This window comes from Deferrisoma sp., assembly GCF_054681715.1.
This window is the reverse complement of the sequence record NZ_BAAHFQ010000047.1, coordinates 1-23,276: the sequence shown is the minus strand read 5'-3', so window position 1 is coordinate 23,276 and position 23,276 is coordinate 1. Positions and strand designations below refer to the sequence as shown.

Sequence of the window (23,276 nt, the reverse complement as noted above, 5' to 3'; positions counted from 1 at the left end):
GATTCACCGAAAAGGTGAACATTCCAGGCCACTATGTTAGCACGAAATCGGCAACAATATCCAGATGTTGCGTCGAATGCTCCTACACAAAAAACAGCCGCTACCCGATACCACGGACCAGGTCTGTTCACGGATTCAGGAAGACTAAACACTCAGAACGTAGGACCTGATTCAGAAGGGATTGCGACCCCTCTCGGGCGCCGTCGCGAGGTCCGCGCGGCTCAGAACGTAGGACCTGATTCAGAAGGGATTGCGACAACGAACGTTGCCCACGCCCTATCTTGCGCCTTTCCCTCAGAACGTAGGACCTGATTCAGAAGGGATTGCGACTCAATGCTCCGAACCGATTAGACCAAGTCATGACCTCAGAACGTAGGACCTGATTCAGAAGGGATTGCGACTTTTCTTGGACGATGTTTTGATCCACCTAGTTTTCCTCAGAACGTAGGACCTGATTCAGAAGGGATTGCGACTTCCATCCGTTCCCGTTGTTGTTTCCTGAGAACCTCAGAACGTAGGACCTGATTCAGAAGGGATTGCGACGGTGGACCGACGAGGATCGGGCGCGGGTCTTTGCTCTCAGAACGTAGGACCTGATTCAGAAGGGATTGCGACTCTGCGGGTCCCACTGTTCGCACCGCTCCTGGCTCAGAACGTAGGACCTGATTCAGAAGGGATTGCGACCGGATTCAGGGATTAATCTTCGAGTTCCGCGAACTCAGAACGTAGGACCTGATTCAGAAGGGATTGCGACGTCAACAACCACGATCTTTAACTTCATGGTCTCAGAACGTAGGACCTGATTCAGAAGGGATTGCGACGAAGCGCGGCGCGCTCAGTAGCGAGCCGCTCCACCTCAGAACGTAGGACCTGATTCAGAAGGGATTGCGACGGCCAAAAGCTCCTCTATGTCCCGCCGCGCCCCCTCAGAACGTAGGACCTGATTCAGAAGGGATTGCGACGTTTCAGCAACTCCCCCCTGATTTCCATCGCTCAGAACGTAGGTCCTGATTCAGAAGGGATTGCGACCATCGGTCACCTCCACAGTGAGGGGAGAAAAACTCAGAACGTAGGACCTGATTCAGAAGGGATTGCGACCGCCGTTGCACCGGCACCCGTCGCGGTTCGGTCCTCAGAACGTAGGACCTGATTCAGAAGGGATTGCGACGGCGGCCGAACTCGTACCGGTCCCGCTGCCGCTCAGAACGTAGGACCTGATTCAGAAGGGATTGCGACCCGTACGACGTTATGTTTCGCGTAACTGAACCTCAGAACGTAGGACCTGATTCAGAAGGGATTGCGACCCCGGGGGGCCGTGAAGGGGTTTGGGGTTCCAGGCTCAGAACGTAGGACCTGATTCAGAAGGGATTGCGACGGCCCCTTCCAGGGCCTTTACTGCATCCACCCTCAGAACGTAGGACCTGATTCAGAAGGGATTGCGACGAACCAAGGCCCGAAGGGCCGCTTTAGAGCCCCTCAGAACGTTGGACCTGATTCAGAAGGGATTGCGACTCATCTTTCCGGGGGGGCCGGGTGAATACCGTCTCAGAACGTAGGACCTGATTCAGAAGGGATTGCGACCCCCCTCAGACAATACAGGCCCCTATCCCAATCCACTCAGAACGTAGGACCTGATTCAGAAGGGATTGCGACCAAAAAAGCCCCCCAAGGGGTTTCCCTTGGGGGCTCAGAACGCAGGACCTGATTCAGAAGGGATTGCGACCGGGCGGGATCGTGTGCCGGCTCCCGTCGGCGGAGACCTCAGAACGTAGGACCTGATTCAGAAGGGATTGCGACGGCGATCTCGCTAACTTTCCAGCCTATGACGGACTCAGAACGTAGGACCTGATTCAGAAGGGATTGCGACGTGAGCTCCCCACGGCGATTGCGGGTGCGGAAGCTCAGAACGTAGGACCTGATTCAGAAGGGATTGCGACTACTTGTCGTCTCTATTTGGATCGCAGATCCGGACTCAGAACGTAGGACCTGATTCAGAAGGGATTGCGACTCTCCGCGTGAAGCACCTTACCCCGAAACGTGACTCAGAACGTAGGACCTGATTCAGAAGGGATTGCGACTTGAACGCTTTTTTCATTCGCTCCTTTTCATCTCAGAACGTAGGACCTGATTCAGAAGGGATTGCGACAGGATGGTCCCAGGCTCGGGGTCCGGGAGTCCGGCTCAGAACGTAGGACCTGATTCAGAAGGGATTGCGACGGCTGGGTGGTGTTCGGGCCGAGGGCCTCTTTCGCTCAGAACGTAGGACCTGATTCAGAAGGGATTGCGACACGCTTCCTCCAGATACTTGGCGCAGTCCCGACTCAGAACGTAGGACCTGATTCAGAAGGGATTGCGACGCGGCATCTGGCGGACGTCTCGGACCCTAGCGGGTCCTCAGAACGTAGGACCTGATTCAGAAGGGATTGCGACCGCACGGGGCGGAAGTAGATGTCTCCCTGTCGCCGGACTCAGAACGTAGGACCTGATTCAGAAGGGATTGCGACGGGGAGTCCGCCTTTTCCTTGTCTCCCCTCTACCTCAGAACGTAGGACCTGATTCAGAAGGGATTGCGACGGGTGCATACCACGTACTTCAAGGACGCGCTCCTCAGAACGTAGGACCTGATTCAGAAGGGATAGTTCGGAAGGATGAAGGATGAGGGATGAAGTGATGTGGTCCGCACGGAGGCGGTGGGCGTTTTGGCGGAGCTGCTTGGTTCAACCTCTCGCGTTTGGGGCGGTGACGCCGCGTTGAACCAAGGGGCAGTCATTCATCTTTCCGCCTTCTGCCTTCATCCTTCTGAAATGGGTGAAGTGATGTGGTCCGCACGGAGGCGGCAGAGGAGGCGAGGCACACCCGCCGGCCCGGACGCTGGGTTTTCGGCGCGAAGCGGCGGACGATTCACGATTTACGATTCCCGATTCACGGCAGTTGAGCGCCCCCCCTCACCCTGACCCTCTCCCCCGGTGGGGGAGAGGGGTTTTCGCGGTGGAGCGGTCTCTCCCCCGGTGGGCGAGGGGGCGATTCGTGGAGCTGCCGCACGTCGACATCCCCCCCTCCCCTGGCGGGAGGGGGACGGGGGGAGGGGGAAGCTACCCGCCCGCCTGGCCGCCGAGCCCCAGGACGCTCCCTTCACCGTTCCGCGTTCTCGAAGCCCCCGTTCCCGCTTCGCGGCCGTTGAGCGGTACGAACAGAGGCGGCCGGAGCCGACGCGCACACGCCGGTCCGAACGCCAGGTTTTCGGCGCACAGCGCCGGACGATCCACGATTTACGATTTACGATTCACGGCCGCTAACTATCCTGGGTAAGCCCCCGGCTCTGCCGGGGGACTCCCAGAGTTTGACAGTTCCGGGAGTATGCCGTTGTGCGGTGCCCGCCGGCTTCACTCCCCGGAGTTTCCGGTTCTGCTGGGACCCATATTGCTTGGGGGCAAGCGAGATGTTTGGGGCCAAAGGGTTTTGACTTTCCGGTTGCGATCAGGCCCCTTTGAGGGGCCAGCAACCGCAAGCCCCCGGCTTTGCCGGGGGTACCTGACTGTCCCCGGTTTTCCCCGGGCGACAGGATGAAGGCGGCAAAACCCCTAACCCCACAACAGAAAGGAGATGGCATGGTCGTTTACCACCCGATCCTTGGCTCCCGCGAGGGTCGGGACTCGGCGTCGCACCTTCTCCGTCCCGTCTCGTAGGCGCTCAGGGCGCAAGCGAAGATACGCGGCGGTTCCGTCTTCCCGGGGTGGGGCGTGGTTCAGAAGGGCCATCACGGCGTAGCACGAAAGGTCCAGGCGCTCGGCCACCGTGGCGAAGGTGCGCCGGAGGTCGTGTGGGGTGAAGGTCACGCCCGAAGCCTTCTGGATCCGGTTCAAGGCGTAACGCACGTTCTCGAAGCGTTCGTTCTGGCGTCGCCGGTCCGTGGTCGTGCGCTCGGAGAACCCCCGGAAGACGAGTAGGGGACTCCCCTCGCATTGGGAGATTCCCTGGAGTTACGGGAGGATCGGCATCTCTTCTCTGAAGCTGGACCGGAAAGACGGAAGCGGGCCGGCCAGGGGGCCAAGGGGGGCGTTCGGCAGGGGCGGAAACGGGTCAGACGCCGAACAGGCTGGCCAGTTGGGCTGCTTTCTGTTGCGCCGTGGCGAACAGTTGCTGGGTGACGGGTTCCGGCACGCCGTACCGGGCGGCGGCGACCTCCACCATGCGTTCCACCCCGGAGTGTTCCGGGCTTTCGCAAAGGATGGCGGCCAACTGCACGCCGGGCGGGCAGCGGCCCGGCTCGGGGCCCTCGGCGTGGTGGTCCTCGACGGCGGCCGCCAGGGGCTCGGGGAGCTCCCAGTCCCGGCACACCCGGGCTCCCACCTCGGCGTGGGTCCAGCCGAAGGCCTCCTGCTCCAGGGCGTGGAGTTCGCCCTCCCCGGCGTGCCACCGTTCCAGGATGCGGCCGTAGGTGGCGGTGTGGTGCTGGGCCAGCAGGGGCACCGCCAGGTCCACCAGAAGGCCCCAGGTGAAACACTCCATGCGGGTCGAAGGGTGGAGCAGTCCCGCGAACTCCTGTGCCATCGCCGCCCGGGTGACCGCCGTGCGCCAGAACCGCGCCGGCTCGAATCCCCGGAAGCACTGCTGGGGCAGGGCTTCGCGCACCGCGACGCTGATCAGCACGGACTCCAGCCGCCCCAGCCCCAGGAGGGCCACGGCGTGGTCCACGCTGGTGACCTCCCGCCGGAGGGCGAAGGCGGCGGAGTTCACGGTGCGCAGGACCCGCACCGAAAGCCCGGGGTCCGCCGAGATGGTCTCCGCGGTCTCGGCGGGGGATTTCTCCCCCTCCCGGATCTCCCGCATGGCTTTCATGGCCACCGGGTGGAACGCCGGGAGCTCGGCCCCCTGGAGGGGGACGACCGTGCGCTTCTTGGCCGGTTTTTTCGCGGTGGCCTTTCCCGGGCCTGCGGCCTTGTTCGCCGGAGCCTTCTTCTTCTTTCCGAGTCCGAACATCTGGGGCCTCCTCAATCGGCTCTGCGGGCCATCTTGTTGGCCAGGATGCTGAGGAGCCCCCCCAGTCCGAGATACCCGAGGATCACCTCGATCACGGCGAGCACCTGGGCGGCGGGCGTGGCGGGGGTCACGTCGCCGTAGCCCAGGGTCGTGAGGGTGACGATGCTGTAATAGAACGGGGTGAGGGCGGTGGGGTGGTCGCCGGGGTCGATGCCGACCAGGAGGTAGAGGCATCCGAACACGAGCGCCAGACCCAGGTTCCAAAGGCCCCACCGCCACAGGCTCCGGCCACAGTCGGAGGTGAGCCACCACAGCCGGTAGAGGAACTCGTGCCAGCGGCTCTGCTGGCGAAACTCGTAGAGGTAGTTTTCGTCGAGCACGTGGCGCCGGAAGAGGTACGCGCCGGTGAAGTCCACGTCGCGCACGTCCACCCCGATCCACGTGGCGGAGCGAAATCCCTTGAGCCCGCGCATGCGGGCGTTCCGAAGGTCAGCGCCGTTGAACGTGGCCCCGGAGACGTCGGCGAGCGCAAAGTCCGCCCCCCGCAGGTCGGCGCCCGAGAAATCGGCTCCCCGGAGCTCGGCCTCCCGGAACCGGGCGCCGGAGGCTTTGACGGCCCGGAGGTCGGCGTTCCGAAGCTCGGCGCGGGCGAACGTGGCGTGCTCGAGGTCGGCCCCGAAGAAGGTCGCCTCCTCCGCGTCGGTTTCCCCGAAGCCGGCCCGCCGGGCCCGGCAGCCGTTCAGTTGGGCCCCGCGGAGATCCGCGCCCAGGAGTTCGGCTCCCTCGAGGTTGGCCTTGCTGAGGTCGGCCCCCACGAACGACGCCCCGTTCAGGCTGGCGTTGCTCAGGTTCGCCCCCGAAAGGTCGGCGTGGGAGAAGTCGTACCCGGCGAGATCGAGGCCCGAGAGGTCCTCCCCGGCCAGGCGGATGCCCCGGAGGTCCCGCTCCTCCCCGCTCTCGGCCCAGATCGAGCGTTCGGAGCTCCGGAGCCGCTCCAACACCCGGTCGCGGGCGGCCGTGCCGTCCTCGTCCGCCAGGAGCCACCGGGCCGTCAGGGGGCCCAGTTGCTCGGGCGGGAGCGACCAATCGCGTTGGACCGCGTCGGGCGGGGGGCTCATCGGGGCTTCTGCTCCGGGTCGACCGGGGTGCTTGGGAGATGGCGTCGTTCGGCACCCTCATCGGCCCCACTGGAAGCGTTCTTTAGGAGGAAGGATCGAAGGAGGGGGGCGCGGGGCCGGAGAACCCGGGCGCCGGGCCGTCAGCCGGCCCGCTCCACCCAGCCCCGGAGGCCCTTGAGGGTGTTGCCGAAGAAGTACCGCTCCCGTTCCCGGACGTCCTCCGGCAGGGACGCGAAGGGGGCGAACCGGGGGTCGGTGCGAAGGAGTTCCCGGAACACCGCGTCCTCGAAGGCCGGCCCCTCGAGGCGCCGGTGGGCCCGGACGACCTCCACCCAGCGGTCGAGCTGTTCCCCGGCGGCGGCGAGGATCCCGTCCGGGTCCGGGACGGCCCCGTAGTGGCCGAGGCACGCGAGCTCTCCGCCCAGTTCCCGGGCCCGGGCCAAGGACTCCCGGTACACGTCGTGCCGAAACGGCGGCGGGGTGGCGGGGCGCCAGCAGTCCGCTCCCGGCCCGGGGGCGCGGACCCCGGCGAGTTCCCCCACGAAGAGCCAGGGGCCCGCGCGAAACGCCAGGTGGTGGGGGGCGTGGCCCGGGGTTTCGAGGCACTGGATCCGAAACCCGCCCGCCTCGAGCTCGTCGGGTGAGGACAGGTTTCCCGGGGGCACGGGGGCGATGGGCCCGTAAGCCTCGGCCAACCGGCCCAGGACCTTTCGGGAGCCGTCCCACAGGGCCGTGGGGTCGGCCAGGTGGGGCGCGCCCCTCCGATGGCACACGATCGTCGCATCCGGCTGCTCGCGGACCAACAACCCGGCCCCGCCGGCGTGGTCGATGTGGATGTGGGTGAGGAGCACTGCGTCCAGCCGCTCCACCCCCAGGGCCGCCAGCGCCTCCCGGAGCGCCGGAATGGCGGCCGCCGGCCCGGGATCCACCACGACGGCCCGGTTCCCGTTACGGAGCACCCAGGCGCTCAGGAACTGCCGGAACCCTTCCAGGCCGGGAAGATCCAGGTCCACCAGGAACAGGTCTCGCTCCACCTCGTGCACGGCCACGGGGCTCTCCTTTCGCGTTCGTGTCGGCAACGAGACCCCCCGGTTCTATCGCGGTCGTGGCGGGCAGCACAACGAAAAACCGCCCCGCCGGACGCGGGGTCCGGCGGGGCGGCGGGATTCGCGGGATGTCCGCGCGGCTCAGGCGGCCTGGAGGATCGCCTGGAGATCCTCGTCCGGGGTGGAGATCGGCTTGATGTCGAAGTTCTCCACGAGAACCTTAAGCACGTTGGGGGTGATGAACGCCGGCAGGCTGGGCCCGAGCCGGATCCCCTTGATGCCCAGGTGCAGGAGCGTGAGCAGGATCGCCACGGCCTTTTGCTCGTACCAGGAGAGCACCAGCGACAGGGGCAGGTCGTTCACCCCGCAGTCAAAGGCGTTGGCGAGCGCCACCGCGATCTGCACGGCCGAGTAGGCGTCGTTGCACTGGCCCACGTCCAGGAGTCGGGGGATGCCGCCGATGTCACCGAGCTTCTTGTCGAAGAACCGGAACTTCCCGCAGGCCAGCGTGAGCACCACGGTGTCGGCCGGGGTCTTCTCCACGAACTCGGTGTAGTAGTTCCGGCCGGGCTTCGCGCCGTCGCAGCCGCCCACCAGGAAGAAGTGCTTGATCGCGCCCGCCTTCACGGCCTCGATCACCTTGTCGGCCACGCCGAGCACCGCGTTGCGGGCGAACCCCACCATGACCGAGCCCTTGTCCTCGTCCTCGGCGAACCCGGGGAGCTCCAGGGCCCTCTGGATCACCGGGCCAAACTCGCCGTTGGGCACATGCTTGACGCCCGGCCAGCCCACGAGCCCTGTGGTGAACAGGTTCTCCTCGTATCCCTTGGGGTCCTGCAGGCAGTTCGTGGTCATGAGGATCGCGCCGGGGAACGCCGCGAACTCCTTCTTCTGGTTCTGCCAGGCCGTGCCGTAGTGGCCGTAGAAGTGGGGGTACTTCTTGAGCTCGGGGTAGCCGTGGGCCGGGAGCATCTCGCCGTGGGTGTACACGTAGATGCCCTTGTCCTTCGTCTGCTCCAGGAGGTCGGCCAGGTCCTTGAGGTCGTGGCCCGACACGAGGATCGCCTTGCCCTTCTTGTGGCCCAGGGGCACCTCGGTGGGCACGGGGTGCCCGAACCGGCCCGTGTTCCCGGCGTCCAGAAGCTCCATGGCCCGGAGGTTCACTTCGCCGGTCTTGAGCGCAAGGCCCACCCAGTCCTGGAGCCCGAGGCTCTTGTCGGTGATCTTCGAAAGGGCCTCGTGGATGAAGGCATACACCGCGTCGTCCTCCTGGCCGAGGATCGCAGCGTGGTCGGCGTAGGCGGCGACACCCCGGATGCCGTAGAGCGTGGTTTCCTGCAGGCTCTTCACGTCCTCGTCGCGGTCCCAGTCGATGGGGAGTCCGATCTCCTCGCCCTGTTTGACCATGCCGGCCTCGTCCGCGGCCGGCTGGAAGCTCGCGGCGGGGTCCGCGAACGTGGTGGTGCCGCCTGCGGCGGCGACCTTCTGCTTCAGAGCCTCGCGCCGCTCCACGGCCTCCCGGATCCAGGCCACGAACCGGGCCGGGTCGAAGTCCACGTTGGTGAGGGTGGCGAAGATGGCCTTTGCGGTGAACCGGTTCACCTCGGGGTCCACGACCCCCACCTTCCGGCCCTCGGCCGCCACGGCCGAAAGGCCCCGGACGGCGTAGGTCAGAAGGTCCTGGAGCGCGGCGACCTCGGGGGATTTCCCGCAAACGCCCCACTTGGTGCAGGCCTTACCCTGAGCGGTCTGTTCACACTGGTTGCAAAACATGGCGTACCTCCTCGAAACGATGGGGTTGGAAAAGACGCTTCCTTGGAACGGGGCCGATCATACGGGGTCGGTGGCCCCGTTCCCTTGAGCCAGGTCAAAGATGCCAGGGTTTTCGAGGAGGGCAAGGAGAGGCTGGGCGGCGAGGCAGCTGGGCGGCTGGGCGGCCGGGGCGGGCCCGGAGGCGACCGAGGGGACCCGCGAACGCGTGGTCGGGATGTACCGCCGTCCTAGCGTCCGAACGTCCCAGCGTCCGGACGGTCTCTACGTCTTTCCCCCCGTGACCCACCAGTCGGAGTCCTTGTCGAACCACCAGGCGGAAGAGTCGCGGGCCAGGATCCGCTGGGCCAGGTCCCGGGCCACGTCGGTCTTGAGTCGTTTGAGGCTGAAGGGGATCCACTCCTCGGCGTTTCGGTTTCCGACGTCCAGGTGTTCCTTGAGTTGGAGGAGCATCTCCAAGTGGTCGGCGTCTTTCGCGAGGACCGCCTCCGGGGTGCTCTGGGCCCGGAACTCCCGGAGGAGCTCGGCCATCTCGTTTCCGAAGGGAAGCCCCCGGGTCAGGTCGTTGGTGGCCCGGTCCTCGTCCACCCGGACGTATTTCTGGTTCATGTAGTTGAGGTCGCCGGTGCGCGCCTCGGCGAGGTCGTGCAGCAGGGCCATCCGCACGACCCGGTCGGCGTCCACGCCGGGCGAAAGGCGCGCCAAGGTGTACGCGATGACGGTGGTGCGGAACGCGTGCTCCGCCACGCTCTCGGTGCCGGAACCCAGAAACTGCCACCCCGTGCGCGGGGTGCGCTTGAGCATGCCGGCCTCGAACAGGAAATCGGCGATTCGGTCCATGGGATCCTCTCCTTGTCGCGCCGAGCCGTGGGGGGGCAAGTGTACGAAACCCGGGGCGGCTCTGCCACCCCTGCGGCTTTTCGCGCCGGAAAGGGCGGAAAACCGGGGTCTCCTTGACCGATTGCCGCTGTTCCCGTATACAACCCACGAACCCGTCACGCCGGGGCCCGAGCCATGTCCGACCGCACCTGCACCCTCCCCGAGATCCTCCGCCGCCTCGACCACCCGGATCTGCCCTGGGCCCTGGAGTGCGTGTTCACCACCTTCAACCGGCTGATGGGCATCGACCCCAACCAGTCGTGGCGGAAGATCCTCTACGACGCGGCCCGGGTGATCGTGGAGTTCCTGGGGGCCCGGGCGGCCTCGATCCGGCTCTACGACCCCCGGCTCAACCAGATGGTCTCGTTCGGCTCGTTCCACATGGCCGAGGCCGAGCGGGAGGTGGCGATCCCCTTCGAGGAATCGGTGGCCGGCCGGGTGGTGGCCACCCAGAAGGCCCACACCGTGCCCGACATCGAAAGCGACCCGGCCTACAAGAATAAATCGGTCCTGAAGCACGGCCTGCGCTCGCTTTTGGCGGTGCCCCTTTCGATCCCCCGGTTCGACCCCCGGGCCCCCGACGTGCAGGGGGCGATCCAGATCTACTACGCCGAGGCGAACCGGAAATTCACGACCACCGAGATCCAGGTGGCCCAGCTCATGGCCCAGCGGGTGAGCTACGTGGTGGCCCGCAAGCAGATCCTCGACCTGCGGCGCATGAACGAGAAGAAGGAGTGGATCGTCGAGCGGATCTTCGCGAAGCTCTCCCAGGACCGGGGCATCAAGCTCAAGGACCTCTTTCAGCCGGCGGTGGAGGAGCTCCAGGACATCATCCGGATCCAGAGCTGCAGCCTGTTCGCGGTGAACGAGGACGAGACGGAGGCGGTCCTCGAGGCCGGGTGGCCGGTGGAGGGCGGGTACCACACCATCGGGAAGACCTTCCGGCTCGCGGAGCACCCGTACCTGAACGCGGTGGTGCGCCAGGGGCTCCCCACGGGCGATTTCGAGGCCGAGCGGGTGCACCCCTCGTACCTCCTCATCAAGGACCCCCAAAAGAGCTTCCTCGTCACGGCGGACCTCCGGCAGTTCTGCCGGGCCCACGGGATCCACTCGATCCTGTACGTGCCCCTGCGGCTGGCCGACCGGGTCCGGTACATCCTGGTGTTCGACGCCGTGGACCGCCGGAGGTTTTTCACCGACGAGGAGATCGAGATCCTCACCTTCTTCGGGAAACAGCTCACCCAGGTGCTGGAGATCGAGCGGCTCGACGACATCCTCCACGATTTCAAGAACCCGGCCATCGCCGTGGCCGGGTTCGCCCGCCGGGTCCGGCGGATGCTCGAGGCGGGGGACGACCGCAAGGACGAGATGCTCCGGTACCTGGACGTGGTGATCCGCGAGGGCACCCGGCTCCAGGAGATGGCCTTGAGCCTGTACCCCGTGAGCCGGCCGGAGGCGCTGGACCTCTCCCAGGTGGTGCGCGACCGGGTGGCGGTGAACACCGAGGCGATCCGGGAGCAGCGCCGGGTGGGGGTGGAGACCGACGCCGGCAGCCTCGAGCCCGAGCTCTGGGTGCGCGTGCGGCGACTGGCGCTCGAGCGGGTGCTCGACAACCTCCTGAACAACGCCACCAAGGCCATGCCGGCCACGGGCGGCACCCTCACCGTGCGCACCTTCGGGAACGGCGACCGGGTTCACGTGGAGATCTCGAACCCCGGCCGGCTCGATCCGGACCAGCTCGAGGCCCTGCGGTCGGCCGACGTGAAGGGGCGGGGCCTCGGGATCGTGTACCGCCTGGTAAGGTCCATGGGCGGCACGGTCGACGTGGAGGTGGACCCCGAGAAGGATCTCACCACGTTCCGGGTCACGCTGCCCCGGCACAAGGAGACGCCGTGACGGCAGACCGGTTGGTTTCCGTGTTCCCAGAGAGGGGCGGGTTTCTCGTGCGGGCGGCCGAGACCACGGCGCTCGTGGACGAGGCGCGCCGCCGCCACCGGCTGTCCCCCACGGCCACGGCGGCGCTGGGCCGGGCCCTCACGGGCGCAGCGCTTTTGGGGAGCCTGCTCAAGGGCGACGCTTCGGTGCTCCTCCAGTGGAGGGGCGACGGGCCCCTGGGCGCCGTGGTGGCCGAGGGCCGGCCGGATCTTTCGGTGCGAGGGTACGTCCAGAACCCCCAGGCCGATCTCCCCTCCCGGGACGGAAAGCTGGACGTGGGGGGCGGGGTGGGGAAGGGGGACCTCGTGGTCGTGCGGGACCTGGGGCTCAAGGAGCCCTACGTGTCCACGGCGCCGATCCAGACCGGGGAGATCGCCGAGGACCTGGCCTACTATCTGCTCACGAGCGAGCAGATCCCCTCGGCCGTGGCCCTGGGGGTGTTCGTGGCGCCCGACTACCGGGTGGGGGCGGCCGGCGGCATTCTGGTGGAGGCTCTGCCCGACGCGACCGACGAGGACCTGGACCGCCTGGTGGAGAACTTCGGCCGACTGGGCGGGGTCACGGATCTCCTGCGGGACGGGGGGCTCGACGCGGTGCTGGAAAGGGCGTTGGAGGGCATCCCCTACGAGGTGCGCGTCCTGGGCACGCCGGCGTTCCGGTGCCGGTGCAGCCCCGAGCGGCTCGACGCCACCCTGGCCGCGTTGGGGCCTGGCGAGGCCCAAAAACTCCTGGAAGAAGAGGGGGAGATCCGGGTGTCCTGCACCTTCTGCGCCACGGAGTGGATCCGCCGGTCCCTGGACGGCCCCTGGGAACGGGCGGACGGCCGGGCGGAGGGATAGCCATCGGTTCACCCCGTTGGGCCCGGATCGGGGGCGGTGAGCCGAGGCCGGGGGGCTTGCGCAAAACCATCTAGGCACCATAATGGTGTCAAATTGGTGCGCTACGGAGGGTGTCATGCCAACGACCCTCACACTCAAGAACGTGCCCGACCGGCTGTACGAGCGGCTCAAAGCCTCTGCCCGGGCCCACCACCGGAGCATCAACGGCGAGGCCATCGCCTGTCTGGAGCGTGTCCTTCTTTCGAGCGCGGTGGATCCGGAAGAGCGGGTTGCGAGGGCCCGGCGGTTGCGTGCCGGGTTGCGTGCCGAGGGGTTCGATCCGGAGGAGATCGCCGCCGCGATCGACGAGGGCCGTCCGTGATCGTGGTCGACACCAACGTTCTCGCCTACCTCTACCTGCCGACCCGCGAAACGCCTTTGGCCGAGCGGTTGCTGCGGCAAGACCCGGAGTGGGCGGCCCCGGTGCTCTGGAGAAGTGAGTTCCGAAACGTCCTTTCCCTCTATCTGCGGAAGAACGAGATCGATTTCGCCCGCGCCTACGCCCTCCAGAGGGAGGCCGAGGATCTGATGGCGGGCCGTGAGTACGTGGTGGACTCGTACGAGGTGCTCCGCCTCGTGCGGGAAAGTCCGTGTTCGGCCTATGACTGCGAGTTCGTGGCCCTGGCCGCGGAGCTGGGGTGCCCGCTGGTCACGGCCGACCGGGACGTCCTGCGGGCGTTTTCGGACTTGGCGGTTTCGCTCGGGCAGGCGGTAGGGGCGTAGGGCGGATTGCGAAGGCGCGGGGTAGCCACAGATGAACACAGAGGAACACAGATCTTGGGCTCCGGGATCCCCGGGTTTGGGGCCGCGGGGAGAGAACGACGCGGCCCCGGTCCACCCCAGGGGTGAAAAATCCGTGTAGATCTGTGTGCATCTGTGGCCAAAAGGTCTTTCGCCTCCCAGCTTCCTAGCTTCCTAGCTTCCTAGCTTCCTAGCTTTCCCGCTTCCCCGCTTCCCAGCGTCATGAAGTCGATCACCTTCCCCAGTTCCAGGTCGCGGATGCCCAGGCACCGGGCGCCCATGGCCTCGGCCAGCACCCGGGCGTAGGCGTAGGAGTGGATCCAGGTGAGGTCGGTGTCCACCACGAGGCTCCGGATGCCGGCCCGCCGGATGCGCCGGGCCTGCTCCAGGGCCTCGTCGAAGGGTTCCCGGCCGGCCATGCTGATGTTCGCCTTGCCGTCGGTCAGAAGCACGAGAAGCGGGATCCGGCCCGGGTGCTTGGTGAGCTCCCGGTGAAACGCCTCGAGGCTCTTGGCGAGCGCGAGCGCAAGGGGCGATTTGCCCCCCGTGGGGAGGTCCTTAAGCCGCTGCTGGGCCTGGGCCACGCTCGAGGTGAAGGGGAGCACGAGCCGGGCCTCGGTGCCCCGGAACGCCAGCAGGCCCACACGGTCGCGCTTCTGGTACGCGTCGGTGAGGAGCGTGAGCACGATGCCCTTGGCCTTGGCCATGACCTCCTCGACCCCCATGGATCCCGAGGCGTCCACGGCGAACAGCAGGCTCACGCCCGAGCGCCGGGTGCGCACCTTCTCCCGGAGGTCCGGGGGCAGCACGGCGATGCCCGTGGGCGGCGCGAGCCCCAGCGCCCGGCGTCGGGGTTGCTCGGGGGCCGCGGCCCGCAGGGTCGCGTCCACGGCGAGGGCTCGGGGTTTGTGGTGGGGGATGCGGGCCCGGATGTAGCGGCCGGCGTCGGGGGCCAGGCGGTTTCGGACCCTGCGGCCCCGGGCCAGGTGCTTTCGGACCTCCCGGTTCACCACGGTGCCCCGCACGAGGAACCGGCCGGTCGCGGCGTACACCCGCTCGGCCAGCACGAGCCGGTCGCCGGCTTTCTTCTCGGGGCTCAGGTGGGCTCTTTTTTTTTATGTGGCGGGTTGTGCTTGGGGGCCTTCTGGGCCTCGCGGGTGCGCTGGATCGAGGAGACCACCTCCTCCTCCGAGAGGATCCGTTCCTCGAAGGGGGTCTTCTTGAGCCGGTGGGCGTACACGAGGCCCGCGGCCTCGGCGATGTCGTCGTCGGTGACCCGGGTTCGGCCGCGGTAGGCCGCGAGCGCCCGGCAAGCCTTGAGGAGCGCGAGATCCGCCCGGTGGCCGTCGACCCCCAGGTCCACGCTCAGGGTGGCGATCACCTCGAGGTCCTCGTCGGTCACCTCCACCCGGGGCAGAAGGTTCTTGGCCCGCACCAGGGCCTCCCGGACCCGGGCGTCGGCCTCGGCCCAGGCCCGCCGGAACCCTTCGGGGTCGGCCTCGTAGGCCCGGCGGCGGCGGATCACCTCGACCCGGTCCTTGGGGTCCCGGATGCCCACCACGTCCACGCACAGGCCGAACCGGTCGAGGAGTTGGGGCCGGAGTTCCCCCTCCTCGGGGTTCATGGTGCCCACCAGCACGAACCGGGCCGGGTGCCGCACCGACACGCCCTCGCGCTCCACGTGGTTCACCCCCATGGCCGCCGCGTCGAGGAGCACGTCCACGATGTGGTCGTCCAGGAGGTTCACCTCGTCCACGTAGAGGATGCCCCGGTTCACCCGGGCGAGCACCCCGGGTTCGAAGGCCTTCTCGCCGGTCTTGAGGGCCCGCTCGATGTCGATCGAGCCCACCACCCGGTCCTCCGTGGCGCCCACGGGCAGATCCAGCACGGCCATGGGCCTTCGGGCCTCCGGCAGCGCCTCGCCGGCCGCCCGGCGCTCCCGGCACCGCTCGCACATCTCCTCGGGCCGGTTGGGGTGGCACGAAAAGGGGCAGTCGGCCACCACCGGGATCTCGGGCAGCAGTTGGGCCAAGGCCCGCACGGCCGTGGACTTGGCCGTGCCCTTCTCCCCCCGGATCAGGACCCCGTCGATCGTGGGGTCAATCACGTTGAGGACCAGGGCGAGCTTCATCCGGTCCTGGCCCACCAGGGCCGAGAACGGGAACACGTGGCTGTGGGGCATGGCCTCCTCCCTCGGGAACGCGAAGGGGAGGTATGCTAGCACGAAGGCGGGGCCGATGTGAGGGGGGCGATCCGCGGGGGCCCGGAGGCGCGCCAGGGCTTCGCCGGGGCCGGTCCGGGCGGGGTGTCCCCCAGTTCCCCACGCGTCGGCGCCGGCGCGGGGAAGCGCCTCAAGCCGTCCGCCATTCCCGATTCACGATTCCCCATTCCCGGCCCCGGCCTCTCTATGCCGCGGCCTCCTCGATCATCGCCAGGATCTCCCCCTCCACCTCCTGGGCCACCCCGGCCACGGCCTCGGCGTTCGGGAAGACCTCGAGGAGTTTCGTGGGGAGCAGGGTGCCGATCTTCGTCTTCCCCCCCTCCTCGTACACCGTGATCCGGCAGGGCAGGGCCAGGCTCACCTCCATGTTGGCTCCGAGCACCTCGGCGGCCCGGTGGGGGTTGCAGACCTCGAGGATCCGGCACTCCCGGGGGAACTCCACCCCCTTCTCCCGCATCTTCGCCCGCAGGTCGTACGTGTGGAGCACCCCGAACCCGTGGCGCTTCACGGCCTCGGCGAGGTCGGCGACGGCGGTTTCCACGCTTTTGTCGGTCTCGACGACGTGGATCATGGCGGGTCTCCTTCGGGCCGACGCGGCGTTTAGTGCACGTACCCGTGTTCGAGGTTCAGGATGGACTGGCGCTCCCCGATGTAGTCGTTGAAGGTGGTCTCGAAGTCGAAGCTGAGCCCGACCTGGACCGTGTGTTCCCGGTCGAATCCCACGGCATCGGCAAGATCTCCGGTGCGTTGGGTGTACCGGTATTGCACCAGGAGGCCCACGCCGTCGCCGAGGCGGTACTGGAGGGTGGGCACCGCGCTCCACTCCGCCGCGTCCTCGTCCCGGTAGTCCTTGTAGGCCGCGGTGAGCCCTGCCTTCCACCGCAGGAGCTGGAAGGTGGCGTGGCGGTAGTTCACGGCGGCCACCACGGAGAGGGCCTCGGCCGCGGCCCGGCCCCGCTCCGTCGTGAGGTCCGGGTCCCCGGCGCCCGTGTCGTAGATCACCTGGGCCATGGCCTCCCAGTGGTCCAGGGGGTCCATGGTGAGGTTCACCACGCCGCCGGCGAGGAACGCGTGCTTCCAGGTGTCGCCGTCCCGGTCCACGCGCTGGGCGTCCCACCCGAACCCGAGCTGCCGCAGCCGGCCGGCGAACCGCAGGGCCTCCGGCCGGGTGAACTGAACCTGCAGCCCCCCCGAGTTCACGTCGAACTCCTCCTTCACCTCTCCCGCCTCGTCGGTCTCGATGCGCTGGGCGAGGTACCCCGTCGCCTGGAGGAAGCGCTCGAGCCAGAACAGGTCCAGGGCCAGGTGGTTCCCGAACTGGTGGTACTCCTCGGTGTTGGAGGCGGAAAACCCGTTCTGGATCTCGGTGAACCCGAGGAGGTCGTCGTCGCGCAGGGTGGGGAACTCGACGAGGAAGTTCCGGAGCTTCGTGCGGCCCAGCTCCACCTGGTAGGTTCGGTCCCACAGGAACGCGTACACCTGATGGAAGAACACCGTGTCCTGGAAGTCGGCGTCGGGGTCGGGGAACTCGAGCCCCACCACGGCCCCGCCCACGCTCTTGTCGAAGAGCCGGCGGTCGGCCCGCAGAAGCAGGCTCGTGTCGGCCACGTTGACGTCGTACCGGTCGTCGTCGCCGCGGCCGGAGCCCTCGGCCCAGGTGGCGTCCAGGGTCGAGATCAGGCGCCCCCCCAGGGTGAGCCGGGGCATCACGGTGGCGCCGAGGTCCTTGGCGTCCACGCCGGGGGCCGCCGCGACCAGGAGCGCGGCGGCGGTGGTCAGCATCGTCCGGAATCGCATCTTCCGCTTCTCCTCGGTCGGAACCGCGCTCACTCGTCCAGGGCCACCCGGGGGGTGTAGGGCCCCTCGAACCCCTCGTAGGTGAGCACCGTGAGGGCGCCCCCGGGGTACACCCCGTTGTTGGTCGCCCGCCGGGTGTCGTGGTCGTGGAAGGTCCAGTACCCGGGGTTGTCGCCGTGGATCACGATGTCCACGGTTTTCCCCGGGGAGACGCGCACGGTGTTCTCCCGCACCGGCTCGGCCAGGTCGTTTCCGTCCACGGCCACGGTGTAGAACTGGTGGCCGTGCAGGTGCATGTAGTGTTCCACCATGCCGGCGTTGATGAGGCGCACCCGGATCCACTCCCCCTCCCGGATCAGCAGGGGGGCGGTGGCGGGGTAGCTCTTCCCGTTGATGGCGAAGAAGTTGAAGTTGAGGTGGGGCCCCTCGCCGGCCATGCGCTGGAGGGTGTAGGGCGGGATGTACCCCTCCTCGATCGCCCGGAGGTACTGCGAGTAGCCGCGAAACGTGGCCAGGGTGCGCTCGTCGAGTTTCCCCAGCGCCATGAGGCGCATGCGTTCCTTCATGCGCTGGAGCATGCGGTTGAGTTCCTCCCGCATGAAGTTGAGGTCGAAGCTCTCCAGGATGAGCACGTAGTCCCGGGTGTACGGGAACCTCTGGCGCACCGGGTCGTCGGGCCGCTCGATCAGAAACGCGCCGTGCATGCCCGACTGCATGTGGAGCACCGTGCCCCAGTGGCAATGGTAGAACCGGGTGCCCCCCGGCCGGGCCTGGAACCGGTACACGAAGGTCTGGCCCGGCCGCACGGGGTCCTGGGTGACCCAGGGCACCCCGTCCATCGTGTAGGGCACGTCGATGCCGTGCCAGTGGATGGTGTGCATGAGTTCGGTGCGGTTCTTGAACCGGACCTCGACCCAGTCGCCCTCGTTCACCCGGAACGTGGGGCCGGGCACCATGCCGTTGAACGCCAGCATGTGGGCCTCGACCCCCGGAAGGATCTCGTGGCGGACGATCCGGATGTCGAGGTGGAACACCTTGTACTCCACCTCCGAGGGCGAGGGGGCGCCCGGCGGTTCCACCACGGCGGGCACCCCGGGCATGGGGGCCTCGACCACGCCGCCCATGGCGTGGCCGTGCATCCCGCCCATGGCCCCTTGGGCCGGCGGGGGGGCGCCCGGGGGCGGTTCGCCCGGCCGCAGGAGGGCCGGGGCGTGGAGGGGCACCTCGTCGGGCCCCAACCCGGCCAGGACCGGGCGGGGCAACCACTCGGAGGCCCGGCCCGTGGCGGCCGCGGCGGTGCCGGCGGCCACGGCGAGCCCGGTCCGGAGGAAGGCACGGCGGTCGATCGGTTTTGGCATACCAGACGACTCCTGGGGCTGGGGGTGAAGTTGGGGGGAACCTACCACGGCCGAGGGTCTGGTCAATCGGAGGGGAGCAAGCCGCGTGCCGGCCCGGGGCGCCGGCCGTCGGCGGGCCGGGAGCGCGGTGTTGAAGACAATCCTACGGCTGTGGCGACTATTCTCCACCGGGACCACGAGACGTCGGCGCCTCCCGCCTGCGGGTACCCGATTCTCCGGCACGGGGTATGCTTGGATATTGCTCCGGCGGCTAAATAGACACCGTCCGGGGCATGGGGCCTGCTGGAGTGCCGGGCGTGGCACCTACAGTCGCTGCACCCGGCACTCAGCCAACGACCGGGACTCTTCCGGCCAACCGGATCCACGAATACGCCCAGAGTTCCTGAGTGGTTCCGTCCATCCGGCTGAGTGCCGGATGCAGCGTAAGCCGGATGCCGCACTCACGCACGACCGGAAGCAGGCCCCATGCCCTCGCGATCTGCTTGCGCGCCTCTATTGGCGCGAGGTTAATAACGTTCGAACATACGGAGGGCGGTGATGAAGCGCAGCGGAAAGGGGGTTCTCGTCGGAGTGCTGCTGTGGGGCGCCACCGGGTCGGCCTGGGCGACCCACCCCGTGCTGGGCGGGGACTCGGGAAAGGGCGCGGGCCCGCTGGTGACGCCGGCGGCGGGCAACCTGGGCCCCGGGCGGGGGGCCCTGGATCTGCAGGTGGACCACCTCGTCTTTGACACCTTCGGGGAGGGCCGGCTGCGCCGGTTCGCCGAACGGGACCGGGAGGTGCACGACCTGGAAAGCGTCACCACCTACACCCTTTCGGCCAGCTACGGCCTGGGCCGGTTCGTCACGGTCCACCTGGGCGTTCCCTACGTGGTGCGGCTCGGGATCGAGGAGTCGGAACCGCCCGACGAGGTCCACCGCCACGGCGACGCCCGGGGCGTGGGGGACGCGGCCGGGCACCTGCACGTGCGGCTCTTCGGATCCGAGGCGTGGGGGATCGAGGCGACCGGGATCCTCGCCGTCAAGGCGCCCACGGGCCAGACCCGGGTGCGAGACCGGGAGGGGGAGCGGTTCGAGGCCGAGTTCCAGCCGGGCACCGGGTCGTGGGATGTCACGGCCGGCGCCGCCGTGAGCCAGGCCTACGGCCCGTTTTCGCTCCACGGTTCAATGCGGTACACCTGGGTGACCGAGGGGACACAGAGCACCGACCTGGGCGACCGGCTGAACTACGATTTCGCGTTCGTGGTGCGGGTGCCGCCCCCCTTGCGGGTGGATCTGGCCCTCGAGGCCAACGGGCTTTGGCAGGCCAAGGAGAGGGTTTCGGGCGAGGAGGATCCGGACAGCGGGGGCGGGGTGCTCCTCGTCACGCCCGGCGTGCGGTTTCGGCTCCACCCGCGGTTCAACGCGTACGTAGCGGCCGGGTTCCCCGTGTGGCAAAACCTCAACGGCGACCAGAACGAGGTGCGCGTCCGGGTGCTCGCCGGAGTCGGCGGCGCGTTCTGAACGAAGGGCCGAGGAGCGCTTCGCCACCCCACAAGGGTCTCCAGGCGCCGTGGGGTAGAGGGCGATGGACGGGGTTCCCCTGCCCCCTGACGCCCGGCTTTTGACCCCTGGTAAGGGGGCCGCCCCTGCAGGTTGGGGCAAGCGGCGGCGCTGAAATACCGGAGTGTTCCGGCTGCCTAGCCGCCAAGCGGCCCGGCCGCCTAGCTGAAATCAACCAGGAAAAGGAGGGCCGGATGCAAGCGGGATCCGTCCGTCGGCTCGTATGGTTCGGGGTGCTCTTGTTCGTGGGGGGCTGCGCCGGCGCGGCGTTCGCGCCGCTTACCCGGATCGACACCAAGGTCCAGGGGTTCACCAAACACTACGCCGAGAGCTTTTTCGAGATCGGGGAACACCGCGTGTTCAGCGTGGAACTCGAAACCACCCCCGAACGGCTCCGGGTGGGCCGCAACCGGTTCGAGTTGATCGTCCACCACGCCGAGCTGGGCGACGTGGAGCGGGCGACGGTGCGGGCCGTGGCCCGGGGGCCGTCGGGCCAGGAGGTGCGGCCGAAGATCTGGGAGGTGGAATACGGGGCGTACGAGCTGACCGGCCTCGAGTTCGACGAGCCGGGCCGGTGGACGTTCACCGTCGAGGTGGAGCGGGGAGGGCTCGCCGACCGGGTGCGGTTCGAACTCCCGGTTTCGGCGGGCACGCGATGACGCGGGGGAAAGGAGACCTGCCGTGAACGGAAAGAGATCCGCGGTCGTGGCCCTGGCGGCGCTTCTCCTGGGGGGAGCGGCCGGCCCGTCCCGGGCCGCCGGGAACCTCAGCCTGGGGATCGGGCTGGACGTGCAGACCGGGGATTACGGAACCGGCGAGACCACCGACGCCTGGTCCGTCACGGTCCAGGCGCGCTACCGGCCCGGGCCCCGGTGGAGCCTGGAGGTTTCGGTGCCGTACCTCTACCAGTCGGCCAGCACCACGACCACGACGGCCGGCGGCATGCGCTTCGACGTGCAGTCGGATCGGCGGTCCCCGGCCACGGGCGGGAGCGCCGTGATGGACTCCCGGCACCACGGGGCCGGGAACGTCGATACGGTGACCGATACGCAGCAGGGCCTGGGCGACGTGACCGTGGGGGCGTCGTACTCCCTGGTCGAGGAGTCGGACGCCATTCCCGGGATCCGGGTGTCGGCCGGGGTCAAGGTGCCGACGGCGGACGAGCAAAAGAACCTCGGCACCGGGGAGTGGGACCTCGAGGTGGGGGCGGAGGCGGCCAAGATCCTGGGCGATTGGGATCTCTTCGGGTCGGCCCGCTACGTGTTCCAGGGCGAGTCCGAGGCGTTCGGGCTCCGGGACTTCGTCGTGATCGAGGCCGGCCTGGGCCGGTTCGTCACCGACGTGGCCGAAGTCTGGACCTCGGCTTCCTGGGCCTCGGCGCCCTCGGAGTACGCAGACCCCTCGGCCGAGGTCCGGCTCGGCCTCGACGTCGGCTTCCCCTCCGGGTTCGGCCTGGGCGGCTACGTGTCCAAGGGCGTGACCGACGGTGCGCCGGACTACGGCGCGGGCGTGACCGCCTCGGTCATGTTTTGATCACGCACGCCAGCGGTCCGAGGATCAGTCCTCGTCTTGTCCGGCGATACCTTCAAGAAACCGGCAGAAGTCGCTCAGAGCGGTGCGGATGTCTGCGGAAACGGCTGGCAATTTTTCTCCCAATCGGTTGAGCCGATCTGGGTCGAACTGGAAGGCGTAAACGTTTCGCACGACGTGCCGGAACCCGAGGTAGTCCTGAAGCGCCACAGCCGTGGCGTCGGGTAGAACGGCCGGTCGTAGCCCAGGCACGGGAGCCGCCATCTGCCTTAGGAGTTCGCGGTGCCAGTCGCGGCCCGCGGGCACTGTTTCGTCCACGGTGCGCGCGACCCGTTCCAGGATGCGCTCGATTCCGCAATAAAAATCATGAAGGTTCAGGGCGCACGAGTCGAGGAAGGCGTCCTGGTGCTCTGGATGTTCCCGGGCCCCCTGTAGGGCGCGTTTGACCCGGATCTCCACCCGCGTGAGTTCCTCCAACTCCGCCCGGATCCGGGCGGCGAGCACTTCATATTTCGGCCTCACGGTTCCACCGCTTCATCTAACAGCCGGCCCAGAACGTCGGGCGCGCACGTTTCCGCACAGATGAGTTCGACCGGGATGTCGGGATCCATGTAGGCAAGTTCGGCGATGGCTCGAAAGGTGTCGCCCGCTCGCAGTCCCCAGGCGAGGAGGTCCACATCGGACCAGGGCGTGAAAAGATCCTCCGGGCCGGCCAGCGAGCCCACCAGCAGAACCCGGGTGGCGCCGTACCGCTCCCGCAGGATCCGGGCGGCCTCCCGGGCGAGTACCCGCGCCCGCTCCCTTCTGAAAAGCAACCGGGAACGTTCTGCGCGCGCTCGGAGGCGGTAGGTCTCCCGATACCGGGCGAGTTCAAAGTCTGAGCGTTCTTGGAGGCGCATGAGATTCACTCTATCAGTCCGCCCCGAGACAAGCAAAACCGGTGGATCGTACCGCTACAGCCGCAGGCTTCGTAGCCGGAGCGCGTTGCCCACCACCGACACCGAGCTGAAGCTCATGGCCGCGGCGGCGATCATGGGGCTCAGCAGGATCCCGAACGCCGGGTACAGCACGCCGGCCGCGATGGGAACCCCGAGGCTGTTGTAGGCGAAGGCCCAGAAGAGGTTCTGCTTGATGTTCCGCATGGTGGCCCGGCTCAACCTCCGGGCCCGCACGATGCCCCGCAGGTCCCCCTTCACCAGGGTCACCCCGGCGCTCTCCATGGCCACGTCGGTGCCGGTGCCCATGGCGATGCCGATCTGGGCCTGGGCCAGGGCCGGGGCGTCGTTGATGCCGTCGCCGGCCATGGCCACGAACCGGCCCTCGTCCTGGAATTTCTTGACGACGCTCGCCTTGTCCTCGGGCAGCACCTCGGCCACCACCTCGTCGATGTCGAGCTTTCGGGCCACCGCCTCGGCCGTGGTGCGGCTGTCGCCGGTGAGCATGACGATCCGGATCCCCTCGGCGTGGAGTTCCCGAATCGCCTC

Annotated in this window: 21 protein-coding genes and 1 CRISPR repeat array; of the genes, 7 read left to right on the top strand and 14 right to left on the bottom strand. The window is 67.8% G+C overall.

Features of this window, described 5'->3' with window-relative positions:
* Positions 1-151 precede the first annotated feature (151 nt).
* Positions 152-2,643: a CRISPR direct-repeat array (repeat unit 37 nt; unit sequence CTCAGAACGTAGGACCTGATTCAGAAGGGATTGCGAC).
* A gap of 938 nt (positions 2,644-3,581) precedes the next feature.
* The 6 genes from ACY0I8_RS08845 to ACY0I8_RS08820 form a co-directional block, all read right to left on the bottom strand.
* Entirely contained in the window at positions 3,582-3,875 is a 294-nt protein-coding gene (locus ACY0I8_RS08845; RefSeq protein ID WP_461394432.1) for a hypothetical protein, read from the bottom strand.
* 205 nt (positions 3,876-4,080) lie between these two features.
* Positions 4,081-4,980: an HDOD domain-containing protein gene (locus ACY0I8_RS08840; protein ID WP_461394431.1), complete on the bottom strand. Its 900-nt coding sequence runs from the start codon at positions 4,978-4,980 to the stop codon at positions 4,081-4,083.
* An 11-nt stretch (positions 4,981-4,991) separates the two neighbouring features.
* Positions 4,992-6,098: a pentapeptide repeat-containing protein gene (locus ACY0I8_RS08835; RefSeq protein ID WP_461394430.1), complete on the bottom strand. Its 1,107-nt coding sequence runs from the start codon at positions 6,096-6,098 to the stop codon at positions 4,992-4,994.
* A 140-nt stretch (positions 6,099-6,238) separates the two neighbouring features.
* Positions 6,239-7,147, bottom strand: a complete 909-nt coding sequence (locus tag ACY0I8_RS08830) for an MBL fold metallo-hydrolase (protein ID WP_461394429.1) — start codon at positions 7,145-7,147, stop codon at positions 6,239-6,241.
* 138 nt (positions 7,148-7,285) lie between these two features.
* Entirely contained in the window at positions 7,286-8,917 is a 1,632-nt protein-coding gene (gene hcp, locus ACY0I8_RS08825; RefSeq protein WP_461394428.1) for a hydroxylamine reductase, read from the bottom strand.
* A gap of 261 nt (positions 8,918-9,178) precedes the next feature.
* Positions 9,179-9,754, bottom strand: a complete 576-nt coding sequence (locus ACY0I8_RS08820) for an HD domain-containing protein (protein WP_461394427.1) — start codon at positions 9,752-9,754, stop codon at positions 9,179-9,181.
* Positions 9,755-9,928: 174 nt separating this feature from the next.
* On the opposite strand from ACY0I8_RS08820, the gene ACY0I8_RS08815 reads away from it, so the two are divergent.
* The 4 genes from ACY0I8_RS08815 to ACY0I8_RS08800 all read left to right on the top strand — a co-directional run bounded on the left by ACY0I8_RS08815 (position 9,929) and on the right by ACY0I8_RS08800 (position 13,329).
* Positions 9,929-11,689 carry a GAF domain-containing protein gene (locus ACY0I8_RS08815; protein ID WP_461394426.1) on the top strand — a complete coding sequence of 587 codons (1,761 nt, stop codon included), beginning with the start codon at positions 9,929-9,931 and terminating at the stop codon, positions 11,687-11,689.
* Positions 11,686-12,567, top strand: coding sequence for an Hsp33 family molecular chaperone HslO (hslO, locus tag ACY0I8_RS08810; RefSeq protein WP_461394425.1), 882 nt, complete (start codon positions 11,686-11,688; stop codon positions 12,565-12,567). The genes ACY0I8_RS08815 and hslO overlap by 4 nt, the downstream gene beginning before the upstream one ends.
* Before the next feature lie 115 nt (positions 12,568-12,682).
* Positions 12,683-12,928: a FitA-like ribbon-helix-helix domain-containing protein gene (locus ACY0I8_RS08805; protein WP_461394424.1), complete on the top strand. Its 246-nt coding sequence runs from the start codon at positions 12,683-12,685 to the stop codon at positions 12,926-12,928.
* On the top strand, positions 12,925-13,329 hold the full coding sequence (locus tag ACY0I8_RS08800; protein WP_461394423.1) for a type II toxin-antitoxin system VapC family toxin: 405 nt from the start codon (positions 12,925-12,927) through the stop codon (positions 13,327-13,329). Before ACY0I8_RS08805 ends, ACY0I8_RS08800 begins: the two co-directional genes overlap by 4 nt.
* Positions 13,330-13,529: 200 nt before the next feature.
* On the opposite strand, the gene ACY0I8_RS08795 is transcribed toward ACY0I8_RS08800, so the two are convergent.
* From ACY0I8_RS08795 to ACY0I8_RS08775, 5 genes are all read right to left on the bottom strand, one after another.
* Positions 13,530-14,414 carry a VWA domain-containing protein gene (locus ACY0I8_RS08795; RefSeq protein ID WP_461394422.1) on the bottom strand — a complete coding sequence of 295 codons (885 nt, stop codon included), beginning with the start codon at positions 14,412-14,414 and terminating at the stop codon, positions 13,530-13,532.
* A gap of 29 nt (positions 14,415-14,443) precedes the next feature.
* Positions 14,444-15,529 carry an ATP-binding protein gene (locus ACY0I8_RS08790; protein ID WP_461394421.1) on the bottom strand — a complete coding sequence of 362 codons (1,086 nt, stop codon included), beginning with the start codon at positions 15,527-15,529 and terminating at the stop codon, positions 14,444-14,446.
* A gap of 223 nt (positions 15,530-15,752) precedes the next feature.
* Positions 15,753-16,139, bottom strand: a complete 387-nt coding sequence (locus tag ACY0I8_RS08785) for a DUF302 domain-containing protein (protein WP_461394420.1) — start codon at positions 16,137-16,139, stop codon at positions 15,753-15,755.
* A 29-nt stretch (positions 16,140-16,168) separates the two neighbouring features.
* Entirely contained in the window at positions 16,169-17,365 is a 1,197-nt protein-coding gene (locus ACY0I8_RS08780; RefSeq protein WP_461394419.1) for a hypothetical protein, read from the bottom strand.
* Between the two features lie 29 nt (positions 17,366-17,394).
* Positions 17,395-18,723 (bottom strand): multicopper oxidase family protein, encoded by a 1,329-nt coding sequence (locus ACY0I8_RS08775; RefSeq protein WP_461394418.1) that lies wholly within the window; start codon positions 18,721-18,723, stop codon positions 17,395-17,397.
* Positions 18,724-19,260: 537 nt separating this feature from the next.
* On the opposite strand from ACY0I8_RS08775, the gene ACY0I8_RS08770 reads away from it, so the two are divergent.
* The 3 genes from ACY0I8_RS08770 to ACY0I8_RS08760 all read left to right on the top strand — a co-directional run bounded on the left by ACY0I8_RS08770 (position 19,261) and on the right by ACY0I8_RS08760 (position 21,795).
* Positions 19,261-20,223 carry a transporter gene (locus ACY0I8_RS08770; RefSeq protein ID WP_461394417.1) on the top strand — a complete coding sequence of 321 codons (963 nt, stop codon included), beginning with the start codon at positions 19,261-19,263 and terminating at the stop codon, positions 20,221-20,223.
* A gap of 233 nt (positions 20,224-20,456) precedes the next feature.
* Entirely contained in the window at positions 20,457-20,921 is a 465-nt protein-coding gene (locus ACY0I8_RS08765) for a hypothetical protein (RefSeq protein WP_461394416.1), read from the top strand.
* Between the two features lie 22 nt (positions 20,922-20,943).
* On the top strand, positions 20,944-21,795 hold the full coding sequence (locus ACY0I8_RS08760) for a transporter (RefSeq protein ID WP_461394415.1): 852 nt from the start codon (positions 20,944-20,946) through the stop codon (positions 21,793-21,795).
* A gap of 24 nt (positions 21,796-21,819) precedes the next feature.
* On the opposite strand, the gene ACY0I8_RS08755 is transcribed toward ACY0I8_RS08760, so the two are convergent.
* From ACY0I8_RS08755 to ACY0I8_RS08745, 3 genes are all read right to left on the bottom strand, one after another.
* Positions 21,820-22,314, bottom strand: a complete 495-nt coding sequence (locus ACY0I8_RS08755) for a ribonuclease toxin HepT-like protein (RefSeq protein WP_461394414.1) — start codon at positions 22,312-22,314, stop codon at positions 21,820-21,822.
* The gene (locus ACY0I8_RS08750; RefSeq protein WP_461394413.1) at positions 22,311-22,607 is read right to left on the bottom strand and encodes a hypothetical protein; all 297 of its coding nucleotides are present in this window, start codon (positions 22,605-22,607) and stop codon (positions 22,311-22,313) included. Before ACY0I8_RS08750 ends, ACY0I8_RS08755 begins: the two co-directional genes overlap by 4 nt.
* 138 nt (positions 22,608-22,745) lie before the next feature.
* Positions 22,746-23,276: HAD-IC family P-type ATPase (locus ACY0I8_RS08745; protein ID WP_461394412.1), on the bottom strand; the 531-nt coding region annotated here is incomplete at its 5' end.